Raw genomic sequence first — 23,578 nt, forward strand, 5'->3', positions numbered from 1 at the left:
CACTTTAACTTCTGACCTCAAGTTTCTGAGGTGCATGGAGTTTGTCCGGAAGAAACACCTCCAGATTCTCGCAAAGTCTCCCTTTACGCTCCTAAATCTCCGTTCTGTAAGGGTTTTCCTTAAGACCGTGCCTTGACGGTGTGGTGGGCGCATTCCTATAGTGTGCGCAAGTGGAGGAAAGTGGCATGAAGTGGGTTTTTTGGACGTAAAACGCTAATATTTGGAGAAACGCAACTGTGTTTCGCGGAGCCAACGCTATCAGTCTCGATGCCAAGGGCCGTCTCGCCATGCCGAGTCGGTACCGTGACGAGCTCGATTCGCGTAGTTCCGGACAGTTGATCGTGACCATTGATGCGGTCGATCCCTGCTTATGTGTGTACCCACTCGACGAGTGGGAACTGATTGAAACCAAGTTGCGTGCGTTGCCGTCGTTGCGGGAAGAGAACCGTCGCCTGCAGCGCTTGCTGATTGGTAATGCCGTCGACCTCGAACTCGACGGCAGTGGTCGTTTCCTGGTGCCGCCACGCCTGCGCGAATACGCGAAGTTGGATAAGCGCGCGATGTTGGTGGGCCAGCTGAACAAGTTTCAACTGTGGGACGAGGACGCCTGGAACGCTGTTGCTGCAGCGGACCTGGCGGCTATTCAACAACCGGGCGCGATGCCTGATGAACTGCGTGATCTGATCCTGTGACTATTGATAGCGGCTTTAACCACATCACCGTACTGCTTGACGAAGCCGTCGAGGCTCTCGCCGTACGCCCTGATGGCTGCTATCTGGATGGCACCTTCGGTCGGGGCGGGCATAGTCGTCTCATTCTCAGCCGGCTCGGACCCGATGGCCGGCTTCTCGGCTTCGATAAAGATCCACAGGCGATTGCCACCGGGCAAGCGCTAGCGGCCGAAGACGGCCGCTTTGTCGTTGTGCAGCGCAGCTTTGCCGAGCTGGGTGCGGAGGTCGTCGAACGGCACATGGCCGGCAAGGTCAACGGCATCCTGCTCGACCTGGGTGTCTCTTCGCCCCAGCTGGATGACCCGGAGCGCGGCTTCAGTTTCATGAACGACGGCCCGCTGGACATGCGCATGGACCCGTCGCGGGGTATCAGTGCCGCCGAGTTCATCGCCACCGCGCCGGTAGAGGAAATTGCCCGCGTCTTCAAGGAATATGGTGAAGAGCGTTTCGCCGGCCGCATGGCCCGCGCCGTGGTCGAGCGCCGCGAGATCAAGCCTTTCGAACGTACGGCCGACCTGGCCGAGGTGCTGAAGGTCGCCAACCCGGCCTGGGAGAAGGGCAAGAACCCGGCGACCCGCGCGTTCCAGGGGCTGCGCATTCACGTCAACAACGAGCTGGGCGACCTCGAGGCCGGCCTCGAAGCGGCGCTGGATGCCCTGGAGGTCGGCGGCCGCCTGGTGGTGATCAGCTTCCATTCGCTGGAAGACCGCATCGTCAAGCTGTTCATGCGTCGCCTGGTCAAGGGCGAGGAAGACAACCTGCCGCGCAACCTGCCGGTCCGCCACCAGGCGTTCGAACCGCGTATCAAGGTGCACGGCAAGGCCCAGTTCGCCTCGGAGGCCGAACTCAAGGCCAACCCGCGTGCCCGTAGTGCCGTCATGCGTGTCGCGGAGAAATTGCGGTGAGCAAGCTCTACGCCAAGCCACTTCCGGGCGGAAGCTTTTTCATGTTCCTGCTGTTTGTCGCCGTATTGGTGTCCGCCATCGGCGTGTCCTATAGCGCGCACTGGAATCGCCAGTTGCTCAACTCGCTGTACAACGAGCTGAGCGTGCGCGACAAGGCCCAGGCCGAGTGGGGTCGGTTGATCCTCGAGCAGAGCACCTGGACCGCCCACAGCCGTATCGAAACCCTGGCCACCGAACAACTGAAGATGCGCATCCCCAGCCCATCCGAAGTGCGGATGGTGGCACCATGATGAAGCTTGAAGGCGCTCTCTACCCATGGCGCTTCCGGGTCGTGCTCGGCGCGCTGGCGATCATGGTCGGCTATATCAGCTGGAAGATCGTCGACCTGCAGGTCATCGACCGGGCGTTCCTGATCGGCCAGGGCGATGCACGCAGCATGCGTCACATCCCGATTCCGGCGCACCGCGGCCTGATCACCGACCGTAACGGCGAGCCGCTGGCCGTGAGTACGCCGGTGACCACGCTGTGGGCCAACGCCAAGGAAATGCAGTTTGCCAAGGACCGCTGGCCGGCCCTGGCGATGGCCCTCGGGCAGGACCCGAAACTGCTCGCCGAGCGCCTGGAACAACAGGCCAACAAGGAATTCATCTACCTGGTCCGGGGCCTGACCCCGGAGCAGGGCCAGGCCGTGCTCGATCTCAAGGTTCCCGGTGTCTATGGCATCGAGGAGTTCCGCCGTTTCTACCCGGCCGGTGAAGTGGCGGCCCATATGGTCGGCTTTACCGACATCGACGACCACGGTCGCGAAGGCGTGGAGCTGGCCTATGACGAGTGGCTGGCCGGGGTCCCCGGCAAGCGGCAGGTGATCAAGGACCGGCGCGGCCGCCTGATCAAGGATGTCCAGGTGACCAAGAACGCCAAGGCCGGCAAGCCCTTGGCGTTGTCGATTGACCTGCGCCTGCAGTACCTGGCCAACCGCGAACTGCGCAACGCCCTGGTGGAAAACGGCGCCAAGGCCGGCAGCCTGGTGATCATGGATGTGAAGACCGGCGAGATCCTCGCCATGGTCAACCAGCCGACCTACAACCCGAACAACCGTCGCAATCTGCAGCCGGCGATGATGCGCAACCGCGCGATGATCGACGTGTTCGAGCCGGGTTCGACCATGAAGCCGATCTCCATGAGTGCCGCTCTGGAAACCGGACGCTGGAAACCCAGCGACACGGTCGAGGTGTATCCGGGCACCCTGCAGTTGGGCAAGTACACCATCCGTGACGTTTCCAAGACCGAAGGCCCGGTGCTCGACCTGACCGGTATCCTGATCAACTCCAGTAACGTGGGGATGAGCAAGGTCGCCTTCGATATCGGTGGCGAGGCGATTTTCCGCGTCATGCAGAAGGTCGGCCTGGGCCAGGACACCGGCCTCGGCTTCCCCGGCGAGCGCGTCGGCAACCTGCCGAACTACCGCGAATGGCGCAAGGCCGAGACCGCGACCCTGTCCTACGGCTACGGCCTGTCGGTGACCGCCATCCAGCTGGTGCACGCCTTCTCGGCGCTGGCCAACAACGGCAAGATCGTGCCGCTGACCCTGATCAAGACCGACAAGATGCCCGAAGGCACCCAGGTCATCCCGGAGAAGGTCGCCAAGACCATGCAGGGCATGCTGCAGCAGGTGATCGAGGCACCGCGCGGGGTCTATCGGGCCAAGGTCCCGGCCTACCATGTCGCCGGCAAGTCCGGTACCGCGCGCAAGACTTCGGTCGGTACCAAGGGCTATGCCGAAAACTCCTATCGTTCGCTGTTCGCCGGCTTCGGCCCGATGAGCGACCCGCGCTATGCCATCGTGGTGGTGATCGACGAGCCGAGCAAGGCCGGTTACTTCGGTGGCCTGGTTTCGGCGCCGGTCTTCAGCAAGGTGATGTCCGGCACCCTGCGGCTGATGAACGTCAGCCCGGATGACCTGTCGAGTATTCCGCAGCAGCAAGCCATCGCCGCGCCGGAACCTGTCAAAGGAGGGCGGGGTTGATGTCCTTGAGCCTGAACAAGATTTTCCCGCACGCCGGCCGCGATCTGTTGATTCGCGAATTGGCGCTCGACAGCCGCAAGGTTCGCGCCGGGGACCTGTTCCTGGCCGTGCCCGGTGGCAAGGTCGACGGTCGCAACCATATCGCCGATGCCTTGCAGCGCGGCGCGGCGGCGGTCGCCTATGAGGCCGAAGGCGCTACCGTGCTGCCGATCACCGATGTTCCGCTGATTCCGGTCAAGGGCCTGGTCGCGCAGTTGTCGGAAATTGCCGGACGCTTCTATGGCGAGCCGAGCCGACAACTGAACCTGGTGGGCGTCACCGGTACCAACGGCAAGACCAGCGTCAGCCAACTGGTGGCGCAGGCCCTGGACCTGCTCGGCCAGCGTTGTGGCATTCTCGGTACCCTGGGCAGCGGCTTTCATGGTGCATTGAACAGCGGCATGCTCACCACGCCGGATCCTATCGCGGTGCAGGCGACCCTGGCGGACCTCAAGAGCGCCGGTGCCAAGGCGGTGGCCATGGAGGTCTCCTCCCATGGCCTCGACCAGGGCCGGGTCAGCGCCCTGGCGTTCGACGTGGCGGTGTTGACCAACCTTTCGCGCGACCATCTCGATTACCACGGCACCATGCAGGCCTATGGTGCGGCCAAGGCCAAGCTGTTCGACTGGGCCAACCTGCGTTGCCGGGTGATCAACCTCGACGACGACTTCGGCCGGCAACTGGCGGCCGGCGAGCATGAATCGCGGCTGATCACCTACAGCCTGCTGGACAGCAGCGCCTACCTGTATTGCCGCAACGCACAGTTCGGCGATGAAGGCGTGCGCGCCACGCTGGTGACCCCGCAAGGCGAGTACCACCTGCGCAGCACGCTGCTTGGCCGTTTCAACCTGAGCAACGTGCTGGCCGCGGTCGGTGCGCTGCTGGGGCTGGACTACGCCCTGGATGAAATCCTGCGGGTATTGCCGCAGCTGGAAGGCCCGGCTGGTCGCATGCAGCGGCTGGGCGGTGGCACGCGGCCGCTGGTGGTGGTCGACTACGCACATACACCGGATGCCTTGGAAAAGGTCCTGCTGGCCCTGCGCCCACACGCCAAGGGCCAGTTGCGTTGCCTGTTCGGCTGCGGCGGTGACCGCGATCGCGGCAAGCGCCCGCTGATGGCCGAGCTGGCCGAGCGCCTGGCCGACAGCGTGCTGGTGACCGACGACAACCCGCGTACCGAAGATCCCCTGCAGATCTTCGACGACATTCGCCCCGGCTTCAGTGCCCCCGATGCCGTGCGCTTCGTGGCCGGTCGTGGCCTGGCGATTGCCGAGCTGGTCGCTGCCGCCAGTGTTGACGACGTGCTCGTCCTGGCCGGCAAGGGACATGAGGACTACCAGGAGATCAACGGCGAGCGCCACGCCTTCTCCGACCTGGTCGAAGCCGCCAAGGCTCTGGATGCCTGGGAGGCCGCCAATGCTTGAAGCCATGAAACTGAGCGCTGTCGCCAATGCCTTGTCCGGTCGCCTGAGTGCGGCCGATGCCAGTTTTACCGGGGTGAGTATCGACAGCCGGTCGATCCAGCCTGGCCAGTTGTTCGTTGCCCTGACCGGACCTCGTTTCGACGGGCATGATTACCTGGATGACGTGGCGGCCAAGGGGGCTGTCGCGGCGCTGGTGGAACGTGAAGTCGCCGACAGCCAGTTGCCGCAACTGGTGGTGCGCGATACCCGCCTGGCCCTGGGGCAACTGGGGGCGTTGAATCGTGCCTTGTTCAACCAGCCGGTGGCCGCAGTGACCGGTTCCAGTGGCAAGACCACGGTCAAGGAGATGCTGGCGAGCATTCTGCGCACCCGTGGCCTGGTTCTGGCGACCCGTGGCAACCTGAACAATGACCTGGGCGTGCCGCTGACCCTGCTCGAACTGGCTGCGGAGCACAGTGCTGCGGTGATTGAGCTGGGCGCTTCACGCATCGGCGAAATCGCCTACACCGTTGCCATGACCAGGCCGCACGTGGCGATCCTGAACAATGCCGGAACCGCCCATGTCGGCGAGTTCGGTGGCCCGGAGAAAATCGTCGAGGCCAAGGGCGAGATCATCGAGGGCCTGCAGGCCGACGGCACCGCCGTGCTCAACCTGGACGACAAGGCCTTCCCGATCTGGAGGGCCCGCGCCGGCGAGCGCAAGGTGCTGACCTTCGCCCTGGACAACGACGCCGCCGATTTCCATGCCCGCGCGGTTTCCCGTGATGCGCGTGGCTGCCCGCAGTTCGAGCTGCACGGTCCGCAAGGTTCGGCAACGGTCCAGCTGAACCTGCTGGGTACCCACAACGTCGCCAATGCCCTGGCTGCTGCTGCCGCCGCCCATGCGCTGGGTGTGTCCCTGCCGGGCATCGTCGCTGGCCTGGAAGCGGTCCAGCCGGTGAAGGGTCGGACGGTAGCGCAATTGGCAATCAATGGCATTCGTGTAATTGACGATACCTACAACGCGAACCCCACCTCAATGTGCGCCGCCGTTGATATACTCGCCGGCTTTTCCGGCCGCACCGTCCTGGTGCTCGGAGATATCGGCGAGTTGGGCGAGTGGGCGGAGCAGGGGCATCGTGAAGTAGGGGCTTACGCCTCAGGCAAGGTTTCCGCGCTGTATGCGGTGGGACCGATGATGGCCCACGCCGTCGACGCATTTGGCCAGCACGCTCGTCATTTCGCCACCCAGGCCGATCTGATCGAGGCGCTTGGCGCCGAACAAGACACCAATACCACCATTTTGATCAAGGGTTCGCGCAGCGCGGCGATGGAGAACATCGTGGCGGCTCTGTGCGGGCCTGCGCCTCATATCAAGGGAGAGACGCATTAATGCTGCTGCTGCTAGCGGAGTACCTGCAACAGTTCTACAAAGGCTTCGCGGTCTTCCAGTACCTGACCCTGCGCGGGATTCTCGGGGTGCTGACCGCGCTGTCTCTGTCGCTGTTCCTGGGCCCGTGGATGATTCGTACCCTGCAGAGCCTGCAGATCGGCCAGGCAGTTCGCAACGACGGCCCGCAATCGCACCTGTCCAAGTCCGGTACGCCGACCATGGGTGGTGCGCTGATCCTGTCGTCCATCGGTGTCAGCACCCTGCTGTGGGCCGACCTGCACAATCGTTATGTCTGGGTGGTCCTGCTGGTGACCCTGCTGTTCGGCGCCATCGGTTGGGTCGATGACTACCGCAAGGTGATCGAAAAGAACTCGCGTGGCCTGCCAAGCCGCTGGAAGTATTTCTGGCAGTCGGTGTTCGGCCTGGGCGCGGCGATTTTCCTGTTCATGACTGCACAGACCCCGGTGGAAACCACCCTGATCGTGCCGATGCTCAAGGACGTCAGCATTCCCCTGGGCGTGGGCTTCGTGGTCCTGACCTATTTCGTGATCGTCGGCTCGAGCAACGCGGTCAACCTGACCGACGGCCTCGACGGCCTGGCGATCATGCCGACGGTGATGGTCGGCGGTGCGCTGGGCATCTTCTGCTACCTGTCGGGTAACGTGAAGTTCGCCGAATACCTGCTGATCCCCTATGTACCGGGAGCCGGTGAGCTGATCGTGTTCTGCGGCGCGTTGATCGGTGCCGGCCTGGGCTTCCTCTGGTTCAACACCTATCCGGCCCAGGTCTTCATGGGTGACGTCGGCGCGCTGGCGCTGGGCGCGGCCCTGGGCACCATCGCGGTGATCGTTCGCCAGGAAATCGTCCTGTTCATCATGGGCGGCGTGTTCGTCATGGAGACCCTGTCGGTGGTCATCCAGGTCGCCTCCTTCAAGATGACCGGTCGCCGGGTGTTCCGCATGGCACCGATTCACCACCACTTTGAACTCAAGGGCTGGCCCGAGCCACGCGTGATCGTCCGTTTCTGGATCATCACCGTGATCCTGGTGCTGATCGGCCTTGCCACCCTGAAGCTGAGGTAGAACCCGTGTCGCTGATCGCTTCTGACCACTTCCGCATCGTTGTCGGCCTCGGCAAGAGCGGCATGTCCCTGGTTCGCTTCCTGGCGAACCGGGGCGTTGCCTTTGCGGTGGCCGACACGCGGGAGAATCCACCGGAGCTGGCCACGCTGCGCCGTGACTATCCACAGGTGGAAGTGCGTTGTGGCGAGCTGGACGTCGACTTCCTCTGCCGTGCCGACGAGCTCTACGTGAGCCCCGGCCTGGCCCTGGCGACCCCGGCCCTGCAGGCCGCGGCGGCCCGTGGCGTGAAGCTGTCCGGTGATATCGAGCTGTTCACGCGTAACGCGAAGGCGCCGATCGTCGCGATCACCGGTTCCAACGCCAAGAGCACCGTGACCACCCTGGTGGGCGAAATGGCGGTAGCCGCCGGCAAGCGCGTGGCGGTCGGGGGCAACCTCGGTACCCCGGCGCTGGACCTGCTCGGCGATGACATCGAACTCTATGTGCTGGAGCTCTCGAGCTTCCAGCTGGAAACCACCGATCAGCTGAATGCCGAAGTGGCGACCGTACTCAACATCAGCGAAGACCACATGGACCGCTACAGCGGCCTGCCGGCCTATCACCTGGCCAAGCACCGGATCTTCCGGGGTGCCAGGCAGGTGGTGGTCAACCGTCAGGATGCCCTGTCCCGGCCGCTGATGAGCGAAGGCCTGCCGTGCTGGACCTTCGGCCTGGGCAAGCCGGACTTCAAGGCCTTCGGCTTGCGCGAGGAAGGCGGCGAGAAGTACCTGGCCTTCGAGTTCCAGAACCTGATGCCGGTGCGCGAGCTGAAGATCCGTGGTGCCCACAACCAGTCCAACGCGCTGGCCGCGCTGGCGCTCGGGCATGCCGTCGGGCTGCCGTTCGACGCCATGCTTTCGAGCCTGCGTACCTTCGCGGGCCTTGAGCACCGTTGCCAGTGGGTGCGCGAGCATGCTGGCGTGAACTACTACAACGACTCCAAGGCGACCAACGTCGGTGCGGCACTGGCCGCGATCGAGGGCCTGGGTGCCGATATCGACGGCAAGCTGGTGCTGATCGCCGGCGGCGATGGCAAGGGCGCGGATTTCTCCGCCCTGCGGGCGCCGGTCGCGGCCAATTGCCGGGCGGTGGTCCTGCTCGGGCGCGACGCCGAACTCCTGGCCCAGGCGTTGGGCGACGAGGTGCCATTGATTCGCGTGCAGACCCTGGACGAGGCGGTGCTGCGTTGCGCCGAACTGGCCCAGGCCGGCGATGCCGTGCTGTTGTCGCCGGCTTGCGCGAGCCTCGACATGTTCAAGAACTTCGAAGAGCGCGGGCGGCTGTTCGCCAGTGCCGTGGAGGGCTTGGCATGAATTTCAATATCCTCAAGCCGTATCCGTCGCCGATCATCACCGGGCGTGGCATCGACGTCGACTTCCCGATGCTCGCCGGCTGCCTGGCGTTGCTCGGCCTCGGCCTGGTGATGATCACTTCGGCTTCCTCCGAAGTGGCCGCCGTGCAGTCGGGCAACGCGCTGTATCACATGATCCGCCACCTGATTTACCTGGCCATCGGCGTGGGCGCCTGCATCGCCACGATGATGGTGCCGATCGCCACCTGGCAGCGCATGGGTTTCATGATGCTGGTCGGCGCCTTCGGTCTGCTGGTGATGGTGCTGCTGCCGGGTATCGGCCGTGAAGTGAACGGTTCGATGCGCTGGATCGGTTTCAGCTTCTTCAACGTGCAACCTTCGGAAATCGCCAAGGTGTTCGTGGTGATCTACCTCGCCGGCTATCTGGTGCGCCGGCAGAAGGAAGTGCGCGAGAGCTGGATGGGTTTCTTCAAGCCTTTCGTCGTACTGCTGCCGATGGCCGGCCTGCTGCTAATGGAGCCGGACTTCGGTGCCACCGTCGTGATGATGGGGGCGGCGGCGGCGATGTTGTTCCTCGGCGGCGTCGGGTTGTTGCGCTTCGGGCTGATGGTGTTGCTGGCGGTGGTCGCGGTGGTGGTGCTGATCAAGGCGCAACCCTACCGGATGGCGCGCCTGACGACCTTTACCGACCCTTGGGCCGACCAGTTCGGCTCCGGCTACCAGCTGACCCAGGCGCTGATCGCCTTCGGTCGTGGCGAGTGGCTGGGCGTGGGCCTGGGCAACAGCGTGCAGAAGCAGTTCTACCTGCCGGAAGCGCACACCGACTTCGTGTTCTCCGTGCTGGCCGAGGAGCTGGGTGCGGTGGGCTCGCTGTGCACCGTCGCGCTGTTCGTGTTCGTCAGCGTGCGCGCCATGTACATCGGCCTGTGGGCAGAGAAGGCCAAGCAGTTCTTTGCCGCCTATATGGCGTACGGCCTGGCGTTCCTGTGGATCGGCCAGTTCCTCATCAATATCGGTGTGAACGTCGGCCTGCTGCCGACCAAGGGCCTGACCCTGCCTTTCCTCAGCTACGGTGGCAGCTCCCTGGTGATCTGCTGTGCCTGTCTCGGCCTGTTGCTGCGGATCGAATGGGAGAGCCGCACCCACCTGGGTAGTGAAGAGATGGAGTTCGATGAAAGCGACTTTGCGGAGGACACTCCCCATGGGCGCTAACGTACTGATCATGGCCGGTGGTACCGGCGGCCACGTGTTCCCGGCCCTGGCCTGTGCCCGTGAGTTCCAGGCCCGCGGTTTCACCGTGCACTGGCTCGGCACGCCACGTGGCATCGAGAACGAGCTGGTGCCCAATGCCGGCCTGCCACTGCACCTGATCAACGTCGCCGGCCTGCGTGGCAAGGGCAAGCTGTCGCTGCTCAAGGCACCGTTCGTGCTGCTGCGGGCGGTCTGGCAGGCGCGCAAGGTGATTCGCCAACTCAAGCCGGTCTGCGTGCTGGGCTTCGGTGGTTATGTCACCGGTCCCGGTGGCGTCGCCGCGCGTCTGGCTGGCGTGCCGGTGATCGTGCACGAGCAGAACGCCGTGGCGGGTACCGCCAATCGGCTGCTGGTGCCCTTGGCGGCCCGGGTCTGCGAAGCTTTCCCGAACACCTTCGGGGCCTCGGGCAAGCGTCGTACCACCGGCAACCCGGTGCGTCCGGAGCTGTTCCTGGAAACCCCGCGCCAGGCCCTGGGCGGTCGCCCGGCGCGCCTGCTGATCCTCGGCGGCAGCCTTGGCGCCGAACCGTTGAACAAGCTGCTGCCCGAAGCACTGGCCCAGGTGCCGGTCGAATACCGTCCGGAGGTGTTCCACCAGGCCGGTCGCAATCACGACGAAGTGACCGCCGAACGCTACAAGGCGGCGGGCGTCGAGGCGCAGGTAGCGCCGTTTATCAAGGACATGGCCCAGGCTTATGGCTGGGCCGACCTGGTGGTCTGCCGCGCAGGCGCGCTGACCGTCAGTGAACTGGCGGCTGCCGGTCTGCCCTCGTTGCTGGTGCCTCTGCCCCATGCGATCGACGACCACCAGACCCGCAATGCCGAATATTTGGCCGGGGAGGGCGCTGCCTTCCTGCTGCCGCAAAGAACGACTGGCGCCGCCGATCTGGCGGCACGCCTGACAGAGGTTTTGATGCAACCGGAACGACTGAACACCATGGCGAGCACCGCACGCCGCCTGGCCAAGCCCGATGCCACCCGCACCGTCGTCGAGATCTGCCTGGAGGTGGCTCATGGTTGAGAGTCAGAAAGCCATTCCCCAGCCGGAAATGCGCCGCATCCGTCGCATCCACTTCGTCGGTATCGGTGGCGTGGGCATGTGCGGGATTGCCGAAGTGCTGCTGAACCTGGGCTACGAAGTGTCCGGTTCCGACCTGAAAACCTCGCCGGTCACCGACCGGCTCGAGTCGTTTGGCGCGAAGATCTTCATCGGCCACCGCTCCGAGAACGCTGCCAGCGCCGATGTGCTGGTGGTGTCGAGCGCGGTGAACAAGTCCAACCCGGAAGTCGCGACCGCCCTGGAGCGTCGCATTCCGGTGGTGCCACGCGCCGAGATGCTTGCCGAACTGATGCGCTATCGCCACGGTATCGCCGTGGCCGGTACCCATGGCAAGACCACCACCACCAGCCTGATCGCCTCGGTGTTCGCCGCGGGTGGCCTCGATCCGACCTTCGTCATCGGCGGCCGGCTGAACGCTGCGGGCACCAACGCCCAGCTCGGTACCAGCCGCTACCTGATCGCCGAAGCCGATGAAAGCGACGCCAGCTTCCTGCATCTGCAGCCGCTGGTCGCCGTGGTCACCAACATCGACGCCGACCACATGGACACCTACGAAGGCGATTTCAGCAAGCTGAAGAAGACCTTCGTCGAGTTCCTCCACAACCTGCCGTTCTACGGCCTCGCCGTGGTCTGCCTGGACGACCCGGTGGTGCGCGAGATCCTGCCGCAGATCGCCCGTCCGACCGTGACCTACGGGGTTCACGAAGACGCCGACGTGCGCGCGATCAACATTCGCCAGTCCGGCATGCAGACCCACTTCACCGTGTTGCGCCGCGATCGCGAGCCGCTGGACGTGTCGGTGAACATGCCGGGCAACCACAACGTGCTGAACTCGCTGGCCACCATCGCCATCGCCACCGACGAGGGCATCAGCGATGAAGCCATCGTCCAGGGCCTGTCGGGCTTCCAGGGCGTCGGCCGGCGCTTCCAGGTCTACGGCGAACTGCCGGTGGACGGTGGCAGCGTGATGCTGGTCGACGACTACGGCCACCACCCGACCGAAGTCGCGGCGGTGATCAAGGCCGTGCGCGGTGGTTGGCCGGAGCGTCGCCTGGTGATGGTCTACCAGCCGCACCGCTATACCCGTACCCGCGACCTGTACGACGATTTCGTCCAGGTCCTTGCCGATGCCAACGTGTTGCTGTTGATGGAAGTCTATCCGGCCGGCGAAGAAGCCATTCCCGGCGCGGACAGCCGCCAGCTGTGCCGCAGCATTCGCCAGCGTGGTCAGCTCGACCCGATCTACATCGAGCGGGGCGTCGACCTGGCTCCGCTGGTCAAGCCACTGCTGCAAGCGGGTGACATCCTGCTGTGCCAGGGCGCCGGTGATATCGGTGGCCTTGCCCCGCAATTGCTCAAGAGCGCGTTGTTCACAGGCGCGGTTGCCGCAACCGGCGCGGAGAAATCGAAATGACCGCCGCCTACGCCAACCTGTTCTCGACCCTCGAGCCGAAGGACTTCGGCCGCGTCGCCGTGCTGTTCGGTGGCAAGAGCGCCGAGCGTCCGGTGTCGCTGAAGTCGGGTGCCGCGGTGCTCGAAGCCCTGCAGGGCGCGGGTGTCGATGCCTTCGGTATCGACGTGGGCGACGATCTGCTGCAGCGCCTGCTCAATGAACGGATCGACCGTGCCTTCATCATCCTCCACGGTCGTGGTGGCGAAGACGGCAGCATGCAGGGCCTGCTGGAGTGCCTGGAGATTCCCTACACCGGTAGCGGCATCCTTGCCTCGGCCCTGGCCATGGACAAGCTGCGCACCAAGCAGGTCTGGCACAGCCTCGGTATTCCGACCCCGCGCCACGCCGTGCTGGGCTGCGAGGCCGACTGTATTTCAGCCGGTGCGGAACTGGGTTTCCCTTTGATCGTCAAACCTGCCCATGAAGGCTCCAGTATTGGGATGGCCAAGGTGACCGGCGTCGACGAATTGATCGCCGCCTGGAGAGCCGCCGCCACCTACGATTCGCAAGTGTTGGTCGAACAGTGGATTCAAGGTCCGGAGTTCACCATTGCCACGCTGCGCGGCCAGGTTTTGCCGCCGATCGCACTCGGCACCCCGCATTCGTTCTACGACTACGACGCCAAGTACCTGGCTTCCGATACCCAGTATCGGATCCCTTGTGGCCTCGACAGTACCAAGGAAAAGGAACTGATGGACCTCACGGCGAAAGCCTGCGAGGCGCTCGGTATCGCCGGTTGGGCGCGTGCCGACGTGATGCAGGATGCCGACGGGCAGTTCTGGTTCCTGGAAGTCAACACCGCCCCGGGCATGACCGACCACAGTCTGGTCCCGATGGCGGCACGCGCGGCCGGCCTCGATTTCCAGCAGTTGGTGCTGGCGATCCTGGCGGAAAGTGTCGCCAGCAACCCAGGACCGAGAGGTTAACGAGCCATGCACGGCGCGCAGATTCGTCATCAGCCACCCGGTTCCGGCCGTAACAAGCCGGTCCCGCGGGGCGCCAGTCGAATGGTGGCCAAGGAGCCGGTGTCGGTGCGCATGCCAAAAGCCAATTTCGGCTTTTTCAAGCGCCTGATGTGGCCGGTACTGCTGGTGGCGCTGGGCTTCGGCACCTACGAAGGTGCCCAGCGCCTGCTGCCCTATGCGGATCGGCCGATCAGCAAGATCAACGTGCAGGGCGACCTGAGCTACATCAGCCAGCAGGCGGTGCAGCAGCGGATCGCACCGTATGTCGCGGCGAGCTTCTTCACCATCGACCTGGCGAGCATGCGCGCCGAGTTGGAAACCATGCCGTGGATCGCCCACGCCGAAGTCCGCCGGGTATGGCCGGACCAGGTGGTGATCCGGCTGGAAGAGCAGTTGCCGGTGGCCCGTTGGGGCGACGAGGCGTTGTTGAACAACCAGGGCCAGGCGTTCGCGCCACGGGAACTGGCGAACTACGAACATCTGCCGCAGCTGTTCGGCCCGCAGCGGGCCCAGCAGCAGGTGATGCAGCAGTACCAGGTGCTGAGCCAGATGTTGCGCCCGCTGGGCTTCTCCATCGCCCGGCTGGAGCTGCGGGAACGGGGCAGCTGGTTCCTGACCACCGGTGCCGGCAGTTCGGGCCCTGGCATCCAGTTGTTGTTGGGTCGCGACCACCTGGTCGAGAAGATGCGCCGTTTCATTGCCATTTATGAAAAAACGCTGAAAGAACAGATTACGAACATTGCCAGCATCGATCTGCGCTACGCCAACGGCCTGGCCGTCGGATGGCGGGAACCTGTGGCACCCGTAGCGGCCAAACCCGCCGTTGCGAAGAATTAAGAAGAGGCAGGACCATGGCAAACGTGCAAAGCGGCAAAATGATCGTCGGACTGGATATCGGCACCTCCAAGGTGGTGGCGCTGGTAGGCGAGGTCGCGGCCGATGGCACAGTGGAAATCGTCGGTATCGGTACCCATCCTTCCCGCGGCCTGAAGAAGGGCGTGGTGGTGAACATCGAGTCCACCGTCCAGTCGATCCAGCGTGCGGTGGAAGAGGCGCAACTGATGGCCGGCTGCCGGATCCACTCGGCGTTCGTCGGCGTGGCGGGTAATCACATCCGCAGCCTGAACTCCCATGGCATCGTCGCCATTCGCGACCGCGAAGTCAGCTCGGCGGACCTGGAACGCGTACTCGATGCGGCCCAGGCCGTGGCGATTCCGGCTGATCAGCGGGTCCTGCACACCCTGCCGCAGGACTATGTGATCGACAACCAGGAAGGCGTGCGCGAGCCGCTGGGCATGTCCGGCGTACGCCTGGAAGCCAAGGTTCACGTGGTCACCTGCGCGGTGAACGCGGCACAGAACATCGAGAAGTGCGTGCGCCGTTGCGGCCTGGAAATCGACGACATCATCCTCGAGCAATTGGCCTCGGCCTACTCGGTGCTGACCGACGACGAGAAAGAGCTGGGCGTGTGCCTGGTGGACATCGGCGGCGGTACCACCGACATCGCCATCTTCACCGAAGGCGCGATCCGCCATACCGCGGTAATCCCGATCGCCGGCGACCAGGTGACCAACGACATCGCCATGGCGTTGCGCACCCCGACCCAGTACGCCGAGGAGATCAAGATTCGCTACGCCTGCGCCCTGGCCAAGCTGGCCGGTGCCGGCGAGACCATCAAGGTCCCGAGCGTCGGTGATCGTCCGCCACGCGAGCTGTCCCGCCAGGCCCTGGCCGAAGTGGTCGAGCCACGCTACGACGAACTGTTCACGCTGATCCAGGCCGAGCTGCGTCGCAGCGGCTACGAAGACCTGATTCCGGCCGGCATCGTGCTGACCGGCGGTACCTCGAAGATGGAAGGCGCGGTCGAGCTGGCCGAGGAAATTTTCCACATGCCGGTCCGCCTGGGTGTTCCGCACACCGTCAAGGGCCTGTCCGACGTGGTCCGCAACCCGATCTATTCAACTGGTGTGGGGCTGTTGCTGTATGGGCTGCAAAAGCAGTCGGATGGCATTCCCCTGTCCGGTTACAACAGCGGCAACAGAAACGACTATCGCGATGAAGAACAGAAGGCTCCTGTATTCGAGCGCCTGAAGCGCTGGGTACAGGGCAACTTTTAAAGTTTCAAAGCAGTAGAAGTAGGCGAAAAACTAGAGAAATGAAAGGAGAGGGAACATGTTCGAACTCGTAGACAACGTCCCACAAAGCCCGGTAATCAAGGTTATCGGTGTCGGCGGTGGCGGCGGCAACGCCGTCAACCACATGGTCAAGACCAACATCGAAGGCGTCGAGTTCATCTGCGCCAACACCGATGCCCAGGCGCTGAAGAACATCGGCGCGCGGACCATCCTGCAACTGGGTACCGGTGTGACCAAGGGCCTGGGCGCAGGTGCCAACCCGGAAGTCGGTCGCCAGGCCGCCCTGGAAGACCGTGAGCGCATCGCCGAAGTGCTGCAGGGCACCAACATGGTGTTCATCACCACCGGCATGGGCGGCGGTACCGGTACCGGTGCAGCGCCGATCATCGCCGAAGTGGCCAAGGAAATGGGCATCCTCACCGTTGCGGTGGTGACCCGTCCGTTCCCGTTCGAAGGCCGCAAGCGCATGCAGATCGCCGATGAAGGCATCCGTGCACTGAGCGAAAGCGTCGACTCGTTGATCACCATTCCCAACGAGAAGCTGCTGACCATCCTGGGCAAGGACGCCAGCCTGCTGTCGGCGTTCGCCAAGGCCGACGACGTGCTGGCCGGTGCCGTTCGCGGTATCTCCGACATCATCAAGCGTCCGGGCATGATCAACGTCGACTTCGCCGACGTGCGTACCGTGATGAGCGAAATGGGCATGGCGATGATGGGCACTGGCTGCGCCAGCGGTCCAAACCGTGCACGTGAAGCCACCGAGGCGGCGATCCGCAACCCGCTGCTGGAAGACGTCAACCTGCAGGGCGCCCGCGGCATCCTGGTCAACATCACCGCAGGCCCGGACCTGTCGCTGGGTGAATACTCCGACGTGGGTAGCATCATCGAGGCCTTCGCCTCGGAAGCGGCCATGGTCAAGGTCGGTACCGTCATCGATCCGGACATGCGCGACGAGCTGCACGTGACCGTGGTTGCCACCGGCCTGGGGGCCCGTATCGAGAAGCCTGTGAAGGTCATCGACAACACCCTGCAGACCGCCAGCCAGCCAGCTGCCACCCAGGCACCGGCTGCCGCCCGTCAGGAACTGCCGTCGGTGAACTACCGTGACCTGGACCGTCCGACCGTCATGCGCAACCAGGCCCAGGCCGGTGCTGCGACTGCCGCGAAGATGAATCCACAGGATGATCTGGACTATCTGGATATCCCGGCCTTCCTGCGTCGTCAGGCCGATTGATGGAATGTATCAGGAGTATTAGGGTGATTGGTGTTCAGCAAAGGTCTGGTCTGATATTATCGCCAGCCTTTGTTGATACCTGTTCGCAATTTGCGCTGAAGCGGCCAAAGCCATGATTAAACAACGCACCCTGAAAAATATTATCCGTGCTACAGGTGTCGGCCTGCACTCGGGCGAGAAGGTCTACCTGACCCTCAAGCCCGCGCCCGTGGATACCGGCATCGTGTTTTGTCGTGCCGACCTCGACCCTGTGGTGCAGATCCCTGCGCGCGCGGAAAACGTTGGTGAAACCACCATGTCGACCACCCTGGTCAACGGTGACACCAAAGTGGACACGGTGGAGCATTTGCTCTCGGCCATGGCTGGCCTGGGCATCGATAACGCCTACGTCGAGCTCTCCGCGTCCGAAGTTCCGATCATGGACGGCAGCGCTGGACCCTTCGTATTCCTGATTCAATCCGCCGGCCTGGAAGAACAGGACGCAGCCAAGAAGTTCATCCGCATCCTGCGCGAAGTCACAGTGGAAGACGGCGACAAGCGCGCCACTTTCGTGCCTTTCGACGGGTTCAAGGTGAGCTTCGAGATCGATTTCGATCACCCGGTGTTCCGTGACCGCACCCAGAGTGCCAGCGTGGATTTCTCCAGCACGTCGTTCGTGAAGGAAGTCAGCCGCGCCCGTACCTTTGGTTTCATGAGTGATATCGAGTACCTGCGCAAGCACAACCTCGCACTCGGCGGCAGCGTGGAAAACGCCATCGTGGTCGACTCGGATGGTGTACTGAACGAAGACGGCCTTCGCTACGAAGACGAATTCGTCAAGCACAAGATCCTCGACGCCATCGGTGACCTCTACCTGCTGGGCAACAGCCTGATTGGTGAGTTCAAGGGCTTCAAGTCCGGTCACGCATTGAACAACCAGCTCCTGCGCAAGCTCATCGAGCAGAAGGATGCCTGGGAAGTGGTGACTTTCGAAGACGCCAGCACGGCGCCGATCTCGTACATGCGTCCCGTTGCGGCCGTGTAACGACTTCTCCTTTTGTTGTTCTTCAAAGGCTGCCTTCGGGCAGCCTTTTTTTATGCCTGGGCTTCGGCATCGGCTGCGTGCACCACCTGGTCGCGGCCGTGGTACTTGGCGTGATACAGCGCCTGGTCGGCCGCCTGCACCAGTTGGTCGAGCCTGGCTCCGCCGGCAACGGCCTCACGGGAAACCCAGCGGGTACTGGCGCCGATGCTGACACTGATGGGCGAGGCATCGGCGAGCAGGGGCGGTATCTGCCGGATGGCGTGCCTGATCTTCTCGGCCAGGCAGCGTGCGCCGGCTTCGTCGGTCTGTGGCAGGATCACCGCGAACTCCTCGCCGCCGTAACGGGCGAGCAGATCGCCCGGGCGACGGATGTTGTCACCGATCACCCGGGCAATCTGGCGCAACGCCTCGTCACCCATCGGATGACCGTGGCGGTCATTGAATGCCTTGAAGTGGTCGGCGTCGATCATCAGCAGTGACAACGGCTGTCCCGAGCGTTGCGCGCGGTTCCACTCGCGCTGCAGCGACTGGTCCAGCGCCCGGCGGTTGGCGACGCCGGTGAGGCTGTCGGTGGTGGCCAATTCGGCCAGCTCCTGTTCGGCCCGCTGGCGCAGGCGCAGTTCCCGTGCCAGCAGCCAGCTCAGCCACAACAGTCCGAAACACAGTGCGCCCGTGGCGCTGCCCACCAGCCAGGTGGTACGTCGCCAGGCGGCATAGACTTCTTCCTCCGACAGGGCCACGACCACGATCAATGGCAATTCGCCGACCTGGGAGAAGGTATACAGGCGCTGGCGGCCGTCGTTGCCCGAAATACCGCTGAAGCTGCCGTTGCCCTCGCGCACGATGCGCAGGAAGTTGGGACGCTGGCTGAAATCCTTGCCGACCATGTCGGCGCTCATCAGCGGTTCCTGGGCGAGCAGAATGCCGTCGCTGCTGAGCAGGTTGACGGTGCTGCTGGCACCGATGTTCAGGGTCTTGAACAGGTCATTGAAATAGCTCAGGCGTATGGCGGCCCTGGCCACGCCGAGAAAATCGCCTTCGGGTGACGAGACCCGGCGACTGAAGCTGATGCGCCAGTCGACGATCCGTCCGCGGGCCAGGAACGGGTGACTGATCATCATCGCCGGGCTCGGGTTGTCGACGTGGGTCTTGAAGTATTCGCGGTCGGCGAAATTGCCTGGCCGGGGCTCGATCGAGGTCGAGTCGGCAATCACCTCGCCGTGCTTGTCGAGCAGCAGGATGTCGCCTTTCTGCGGGGCGGCCGTGGCACTGTCGAACAGCGCCAGGTGGCGGATCTGCGGCGAGACCTGCTTGAGATCCTCGCGTCGTGAGGCGGCGATCAGGTCCTGCAGGGACCTGTCGTAGAGTTCGGCGTTGCGCAGCAGGTCGGCATCGATCAGTTGCACGATGTTCGTCGCGGCGCGCGTGGCGAACAGCTCAGCGCTGCCACGCTCGCGAATCAGCAGATAGATGACGATACCGAGGATCGCGCTGACGCTCAGGCCGCTGCCGAGTATCAGCAACAGGCGAGGCAATGCCGAACGGCTTGAAGAATGATTGATGGCAAACCTCACGGGGCTCGGGGGTGATGGGCGCCGGTATGAAGCCCCAACTGCAAGAAGGCCAGCATCAGGGGCTGGCCTTTTTAGCGAATGCTAGAAGATATTCACCGGGTAGTCGACGATGACCCGATATTCGTCGACGTCCCGATCCACCGCCGAGTAGCCGCCGCTGCCGCGGTTGGTCGCCCACTGCAGGCGCAGCGCCAGATCCCTCGCCCGACCATCCTGCACCACGTACTGGATGTCCAGGTCGCGTTCCCAGTGCCGCGCGTGCGTGCCGTCGGCGCTGTACCAGCTGGCGTAGCCGCGGCTGCCCTGGTCGGCGCTGCTCAGGTCCAGGGTTCCGCGGGAGTAGGAGATCGCCGAGGTCAGGCCCGGCAGGCCGAGGCCGGCGAAATCGTAGGCGTACTTGAGTTTCCACGAGCGCTCGCCAGGCCCGTTGAAGTCCGAATACTGCTGGGAGTTGTCGAGGAAGATGCTGTCGCCCTGGTTGATGTAGTCGAAGGGCGTATTGCCGTTCACCCGCTGGTAGGCGGCGGTCAGGCTGTGGCTGCCGACACCCAGGGTCAGGTGCAGGCTGTAGGTGTTGTTGTCGATGTGTCCGAGCAGGGCCTGGCCAGTGTCGCGGGTGTGATAGGCATGCAGCCCGGGATTGAGGCTCACTCCGTCAGCGAGTGTCCAGGTGTAGTCCAGGTCATAGTAGTACTGGTTCCAGATGTCCTTGAGCGTGGCCGCGTACAGATTGCTGGTCAGGCCGGGAGTACCGCTCCAGGAAGCGCCGAGCCAGTCCAGGTGACGGCTTTCGCGAGCGTCGGGCAGGCTGCCGTAGGCGGTGCCGATGCGCCGGTGGCCGCTCTGGTTGTAGAGCTTGGTGAAGCTGGCCCGGCCGCCTTCGAGCAGCAGCCCGTCGACGCTGTGGTTGGCCAGGCTGAAACCGCGGAAGGTTTGCGGCAGCATGCGTGTGCGGCCACCCGCGATCACCGGGTTGCCCAGGAACAGGTCGCCGGCCTTGAGTTCGCTGTCGAGGGCACGCAGCTTGAGGGTGCCGCCAGCGGTGGAGAATGATCCCGGCGCCTTGCCGCTGCCATCGCTGACCGGCAGGAGGCTGGAGCCGTCGGTGCCGCCACCGCCGTCCAGCTTGAGCCCGAGTAGGGCGTGGGCATCGAGCCCGAAACCCACGACACCGGGGGTATAGCCCGATTCGAAGAGACCGATGAAGCCCTGGCCCCATTCCTTGCTGTCATCGACATGCTGGTCGCGGCGGTCGCGGTTCATGTAGTAGTTGCGGGTATTGAGCCGGAGGCTCGAACCTTCGATGAAACCGTCGCCGGTGGGAGTGTCGGCGGCCTGGGCGGCGTTCGACATCGTTGCAGCCAGAGCAATGAAGATCGGGCTGAGTGAGTGGGCAGTCTTCATGACTGTTGAGCTCCTTGGGTCGATGAAACGGTCGTTCTTGTTGTGTAACGCGGGGTGCAGCCAAAAATAAAAAAAGCCGCTGTGTCAGCGGCTTTTGAAACCATCGATCACGGGCAGGAACTGGATCGATGGAGAGGGAAACGGTCTCTGGGTATGGCTCAGCTGTCCTTGGCGCTGTCCGGCTGACCCGCGCTTACCGAACTGTGCTGCTCTGGCATGCGGCTTTTGGCCTTGGCGGTCATCTCGGCGCGGTCCTGGCGGGCAGCGGCCCGGGCGGCGTTCTGTGCGACGAAGGACTGGGATTCCTCGGCGTGAGCCAGAGGTGACAACATGACGGCGCTGAGGACAAAGAGACTGGCCACACCCATGGAACTGGACATTTCAAGAACCTTCTTGCAGAGCAAGTGCTGTTTGGTGAGGCAAGGATAAGGGGCTTGATGGGGTGGAAAAAGACCGCTCCGCTTGAAGGACTGTTACGTTTCGGGCAACAGTCGCTGTCGAGGGAGCGTCAGGCGGGTAGGTGGATGCCGAAGGTGTTGATGCCATCGCCGCTGCGCACGAACACGTCGCCGCCGTGCATCAGCGCAATCGCCTTGACGATCGCCAACCCCAGTCCATGGTTGGCGCCGCTGTTGCTGCGCGAGGCATCGACCCGGTAGAAGCGTTCGAACAGGCGCGAGAGGTGTTCGCTGGCGATGGTCTCCCCGGGGTTGGAAACGGCGATCGCCACCTGTTCGCCTTCCTGCCCGATGCGCACGCTGATCACCTGGCCGGGCGCGGTATGTTGCACCGCGTTGCTCAGCAGGTTGATCAGCGCCCGGCGCAGGTGGGCAATCTCGATCCGCACCTGGGCGTCGCCGCTGACTTCGACCCGGACCTGGGCGTCTTCGAGAATGAAGTCCAGGTAGTCCAGGGTCGTCGCGACCTCTGCCGCCAGCGAGGTGCTGATCAGCTTGGTGGCCTTGCTGCCCTGGTCGGCGCTGGCGAGGAACAGCATGTCATTGATGATCGAACGCAGGCGCTCCAGTTCCTCGAGGTTCGATTGCAGCACCTCGAAGTAATGTTCGGCGGAACGCCCGCGGGTCAGTGCCACCTGGGTCTGGCCGATCAGGTTGGTCAGTGGCGAGCGCAGTTCGTGGGCGACGTCGGCATTGAACGATTCCAGCCGCGAGTAGGCTTGCTCGACCCGCTCCAGGGTCGAGTTGAAGGCGTTGACGAACTGGCTCAGCTCCGGGGGCAGCGGCGACAGTTGCAGGCGTCCGGTCAGGCGTGGCGGCGCCAGCTTGCCGGCTTCCTGCGACAGCTTGATCAGCGGCTTGAGACCGATCCGGGCGACCCAGTAACCGAGGGCCGAGGCCAGCAGCACGCCGATGATCGCCAGGCTGACCAGGGCGATCAGCAACTGGTGCTGGGTCTGGCGGAAGGTTTCGGTATCGATGGCGATCAGAAACTGCAGGGGCGGTCTTTGCTCCTTGGCCGGCATCGTGTTGAGCAGCACCTTGAACGGGTAGGCATGTCCCGGCAGGTGCAGGTCGCGCATGCCCTTGGGGCCGGCGGCGAACGCGCGGATCTGTGCGTCGGGGGCACCGTATTCGTAGTTCGGGTCGCCGCTGACCACCCAGAAACGGATGCGCTTGTCCTCTTCACCCAGTTGCTTGAGCTTGGCGCTGAACTTGCTCCAGTGATCCGGGGTACCGAAGCGGTTGATCGAGGACTCGAGCACGCTGTAGCGCGCGTCCAGCTCGGCCTCGGGCAGCAGGCCCAGGCCCTTTTCCACCTGCAGGTACAGCGCACCACCGATCAGCAGGAACACCAGCAGCGCGACCAGGCTGAACATGGTGCTGAGGCGCAGGGCGATCGAGTTAGTCGGCACCACGGCTCTCCAGCACGTAGCCCATGCCGCGGATGGTGTGCAGCAGTTTCTGTTCGAACGGGCCGTCGAGCTTGGCCCGCAGGCGCTTGATCGCGACCTCGACGACGTTCGCATCGCTATCGAAGTTGATGTCCCAGACCATTTCGGCAATCGCCGTCTTCGAGAGGATTTCGCCTTGGCGCCGGGCCAGCACGCTGAGCAGGGAGAACTCCTTGGCGGTCAGGTCCAGGCGTTGGCCGGCGCGACTGGCCTTGCGGCTGATCAGGTCGACCCACAGGTCGGCCACGCTGATCTGCACCGGCTCGTGGCCACCGCCGCTGCGGCGGGTCAGCGCCTGCAGGCGGGCTACCAGTTCGAGAAAGGAAAACGGTTTGCCCAGGTAGTCGTCGGCGCCGTCGCGCAGGCCGCGGATGCGGTCCTCGACCCGCTCGCGGGCAGTGAGCATGATCACTGGCGTCTGCTTGCGCGCCCGCAGCGCCTTGAGCACGCCAAAGCCGTCGAGCTCCGGCAGCATCACGTCGAGCACGATCACCGCGTAGTCGCTCTCCAGCGCCAGGTGCAGGCCACCGACGCCATCGCGGGCGAGGTCGACGGTATAACCCTGTTCGGTCAGGCCGCGATGCAGGTAGTCGGCGGTTTTTTCTTCATCTTCGATAATCAGGACACGCATTGCTC

Annotated in this window: 21 protein-coding genes; 16 read left to right on the plus strand and 5 right to left on the minus strand. The window is 63.9% G+C overall.

From position 1 onward, the window contains the following. Positions 1 to 236: 236 nt before the first annotated feature. The 16 genes from mraZ to lpxC all read left to right on the plus strand — a co-directional run bounded on the left by mraZ (position 237) and on the right by lpxC (position 18,052). On the plus strand, positions 237 to 692 hold the full coding sequence (gene mraZ / locus HU752_RS05840; protein WP_054059869.1) for a division/cell wall cluster transcriptional repressor MraZ: 456 nt from the start codon (positions 237 to 239) through the stop codon (positions 690 to 692). Beyond that, a complete protein-coding gene (rsmH, locus tag HU752_RS05845; RefSeq protein WP_437182331.1) occupies positions 689 to 1,636 on the plus strand; it encodes a 16S rRNA (cytosine(1402)-N(4))-methyltransferase RsmH in 948 nt (315 codons plus the stop codon). Before mraZ ends, rsmH begins: the two co-directional genes overlap by 4 nt. Continuing rightward, complete coding sequence (ftsL, locus tag HU752_RS05850) at positions 1,633 to 1,926, plus strand: cell division protein FtsL (protein WP_017904835.1); 294 nt, start codon at positions 1,633 to 1,635, stop codon at positions 1,924 to 1,926. The genes rsmH and ftsL overlap by 4 nt, the downstream gene beginning before the upstream one ends. After that, positions 1,926 to 3,662 (plus strand): peptidoglycan D,D-transpeptidase FtsI family protein, encoded by a 1,737-nt coding sequence (locus tag HU752_RS05855; protein ID WP_186681235.1) that lies wholly within the window; start codon positions 1,926 to 1,928, stop codon positions 3,660 to 3,662. Before ftsL ends, HU752_RS05855 begins: the two co-directional genes overlap by 1 nt. Then, positions 3,662 to 5,125, plus strand: a complete 1,464-nt coding sequence (locus tag HU752_RS05860; RefSeq protein WP_186681169.1) for a UDP-N-acetylmuramoyl-L-alanyl-D-glutamate--2,6-diaminopimelate ligase — start codon at positions 3,662 to 3,664, stop codon at positions 5,123 to 5,125. The genes HU752_RS05855 and HU752_RS05860 overlap by 1 nt, the downstream gene beginning before the upstream one ends. Next, the gene (locus HU752_RS05865; protein ID WP_186681166.1) at positions 5,118 to 6,497 is read left to right on the plus strand and encodes a UDP-N-acetylmuramoyl-tripeptide--D-alanyl-D-alanine ligase; all 1,380 of its coding nucleotides are present in this window, start codon (positions 5,118 to 5,120) and stop codon (positions 6,495 to 6,497) included. Before HU752_RS05860 ends, HU752_RS05865 begins: the two co-directional genes overlap by 8 nt. Then, the gene (gene mraY / locus HU752_RS05870; protein WP_186681164.1) at positions 6,497 to 7,579 is read left to right on the plus strand and encodes a phospho-N-acetylmuramoyl-pentapeptide-transferase; all 1,083 of its coding nucleotides are present in this window, start codon (positions 6,497 to 6,499) and stop codon (positions 7,577 to 7,579) included. The genes HU752_RS05865 and mraY overlap by 1 nt, the downstream gene beginning before the upstream one ends. A gap of 5 nt (positions 7,580 to 7,584) precedes the next feature. Then, a complete protein-coding gene (murD, locus tag HU752_RS05875; RefSeq protein WP_186681162.1) occupies positions 7,585 to 8,931 on the plus strand; it encodes a UDP-N-acetylmuramoyl-L-alanine--D-glutamate ligase in 1,347 nt (448 codons plus the stop codon). Then, positions 8,928 to 10,142, plus strand: coding sequence for a putative lipid II flippase FtsW (gene ftsW, locus HU752_RS05880; RefSeq protein WP_186681160.1), 1,215 nt, complete (start codon positions 8,928 to 8,930; stop codon positions 10,140 to 10,142). The genes murD and ftsW overlap by 4 nt, the downstream gene beginning before the upstream one ends. Beyond that, positions 10,132 to 11,202, plus strand: a complete 1,071-nt coding sequence (murG, locus tag HU752_RS05885) for an undecaprenyldiphospho-muramoylpentapeptide beta-N-acetylglucosaminyltransferase (protein WP_186681158.1) — start codon at positions 10,132 to 10,134, stop codon at positions 11,200 to 11,202. The genes ftsW and murG overlap by 11 nt, the downstream gene beginning before the upstream one ends. Next, positions 11,195 to 12,655 carry a UDP-N-acetylmuramate--L-alanine ligase gene (murC, locus tag HU752_RS05890; protein WP_186681156.1) on the plus strand — a complete coding sequence of 487 codons (1,461 nt, stop codon included), beginning with the start codon at positions 11,195 to 11,197 and terminating at the stop codon, positions 12,653 to 12,655. The genes murG and murC overlap by 8 nt, the downstream gene beginning before the upstream one ends. Further along, positions 12,652 to 13,620: a D-alanine--D-alanine ligase gene (locus tag HU752_RS05895; protein ID WP_186681154.1), complete on the plus strand. Its 969-nt coding sequence runs from the start codon at positions 12,652 to 12,654 to the stop codon at positions 13,618 to 13,620. The genes murC and HU752_RS05895 overlap by 4 nt, the downstream gene beginning before the upstream one ends. A 6-nt stretch (positions 13,621 to 13,626) precedes the next feature. After that, a complete protein-coding gene (locus HU752_RS05900; RefSeq protein WP_186681152.1) occupies positions 13,627 to 14,496 on the plus strand; it encodes a cell division protein FtsQ/DivIB in 870 nt (289 codons plus the stop codon). Positions 14,497 to 14,510: 14 nt separating this feature from the next. Then, complete coding sequence (gene ftsA, locus HU752_RS05905; protein WP_186681150.1) at positions 14,511 to 15,776, plus strand: cell division protein FtsA; 1,266 nt, start codon at positions 14,511 to 14,513, stop codon at positions 15,774 to 15,776. Between the two features lie 55 nt (positions 15,777 to 15,831). Further along, entirely contained in the window at positions 15,832 to 17,028 is a 1,197-nt protein-coding gene (gene ftsZ / locus HU752_RS05910) for a cell division protein FtsZ (protein ID WP_186681148.1), read from the plus strand. A gap of 112 nt (positions 17,029 to 17,140) precedes the next feature. Then, complete coding sequence (lpxC, locus tag HU752_RS05915; protein WP_010452622.1) at positions 17,141 to 18,052, plus strand: UDP-3-O-acyl-N-acetylglucosamine deacetylase; 912 nt, start codon at positions 17,141 to 17,143, stop codon at positions 18,050 to 18,052. 50 nt (positions 18,053 to 18,102) lie between these two features. On the opposite strand, the gene HU752_RS05920 is transcribed toward lpxC, so the two are convergent. The 5 genes from HU752_RS05920 to HU752_RS05940 form a co-directional block, all read right to left on the minus strand. Then, positions 18,103 to 19,587 carry a GGDEF domain-containing protein gene (locus HU752_RS05920; protein WP_186681146.1) on the minus strand — a complete coding sequence of 495 codons (1,485 nt, stop codon included), beginning with the start codon at positions 19,585 to 19,587 and terminating at the stop codon, positions 18,103 to 18,105. A gap of 120 nt (positions 19,588 to 19,707) precedes the next feature. After that, entirely contained in the window at positions 19,708 to 21,030 is a 1,323-nt protein-coding gene (locus HU752_RS05925) for an OprD family porin (RefSeq protein WP_186681144.1), read from the minus strand. A gap of 158 nt (positions 21,031 to 21,188) precedes the next feature. Continuing rightward, positions 21,189 to 21,410, minus strand: a complete 222-nt coding sequence (locus HU752_RS05930; protein WP_186681142.1) for a hypothetical protein — start codon at positions 21,408 to 21,410, stop codon at positions 21,189 to 21,191. A 128-nt stretch (positions 21,411 to 21,538) separates the two neighbouring features. Next, entirely contained in the window at positions 21,539 to 22,903 is a 1,365-nt protein-coding gene (locus tag HU752_RS05935) for a heavy metal sensor histidine kinase (RefSeq protein ID WP_186681140.1), read from the minus strand. Beyond that, positions 22,893 to 23,573: a heavy metal response regulator transcription factor gene (locus HU752_RS05940; RefSeq protein WP_186681138.1), complete on the minus strand. Its 681-nt coding sequence runs from the start codon at positions 23,571 to 23,573 to the stop codon at positions 22,893 to 22,895. The genes HU752_RS05935 and HU752_RS05940 overlap by 11 nt, the downstream gene beginning before the upstream one ends. Positions 23,574 to 23,578 lie beyond the last annotated feature (5 nt).

Origin of the sequence: Pseudomonas vanderleydeniana (genome assembly GCF_014268755.2) — a bacterium.
Lineage (GTDB): Bacteria > Pseudomonadota > Gammaproteobacteria > Pseudomonadales > Pseudomonadaceae > Aquipseudomonas > Aquipseudomonas vanderleydeniana.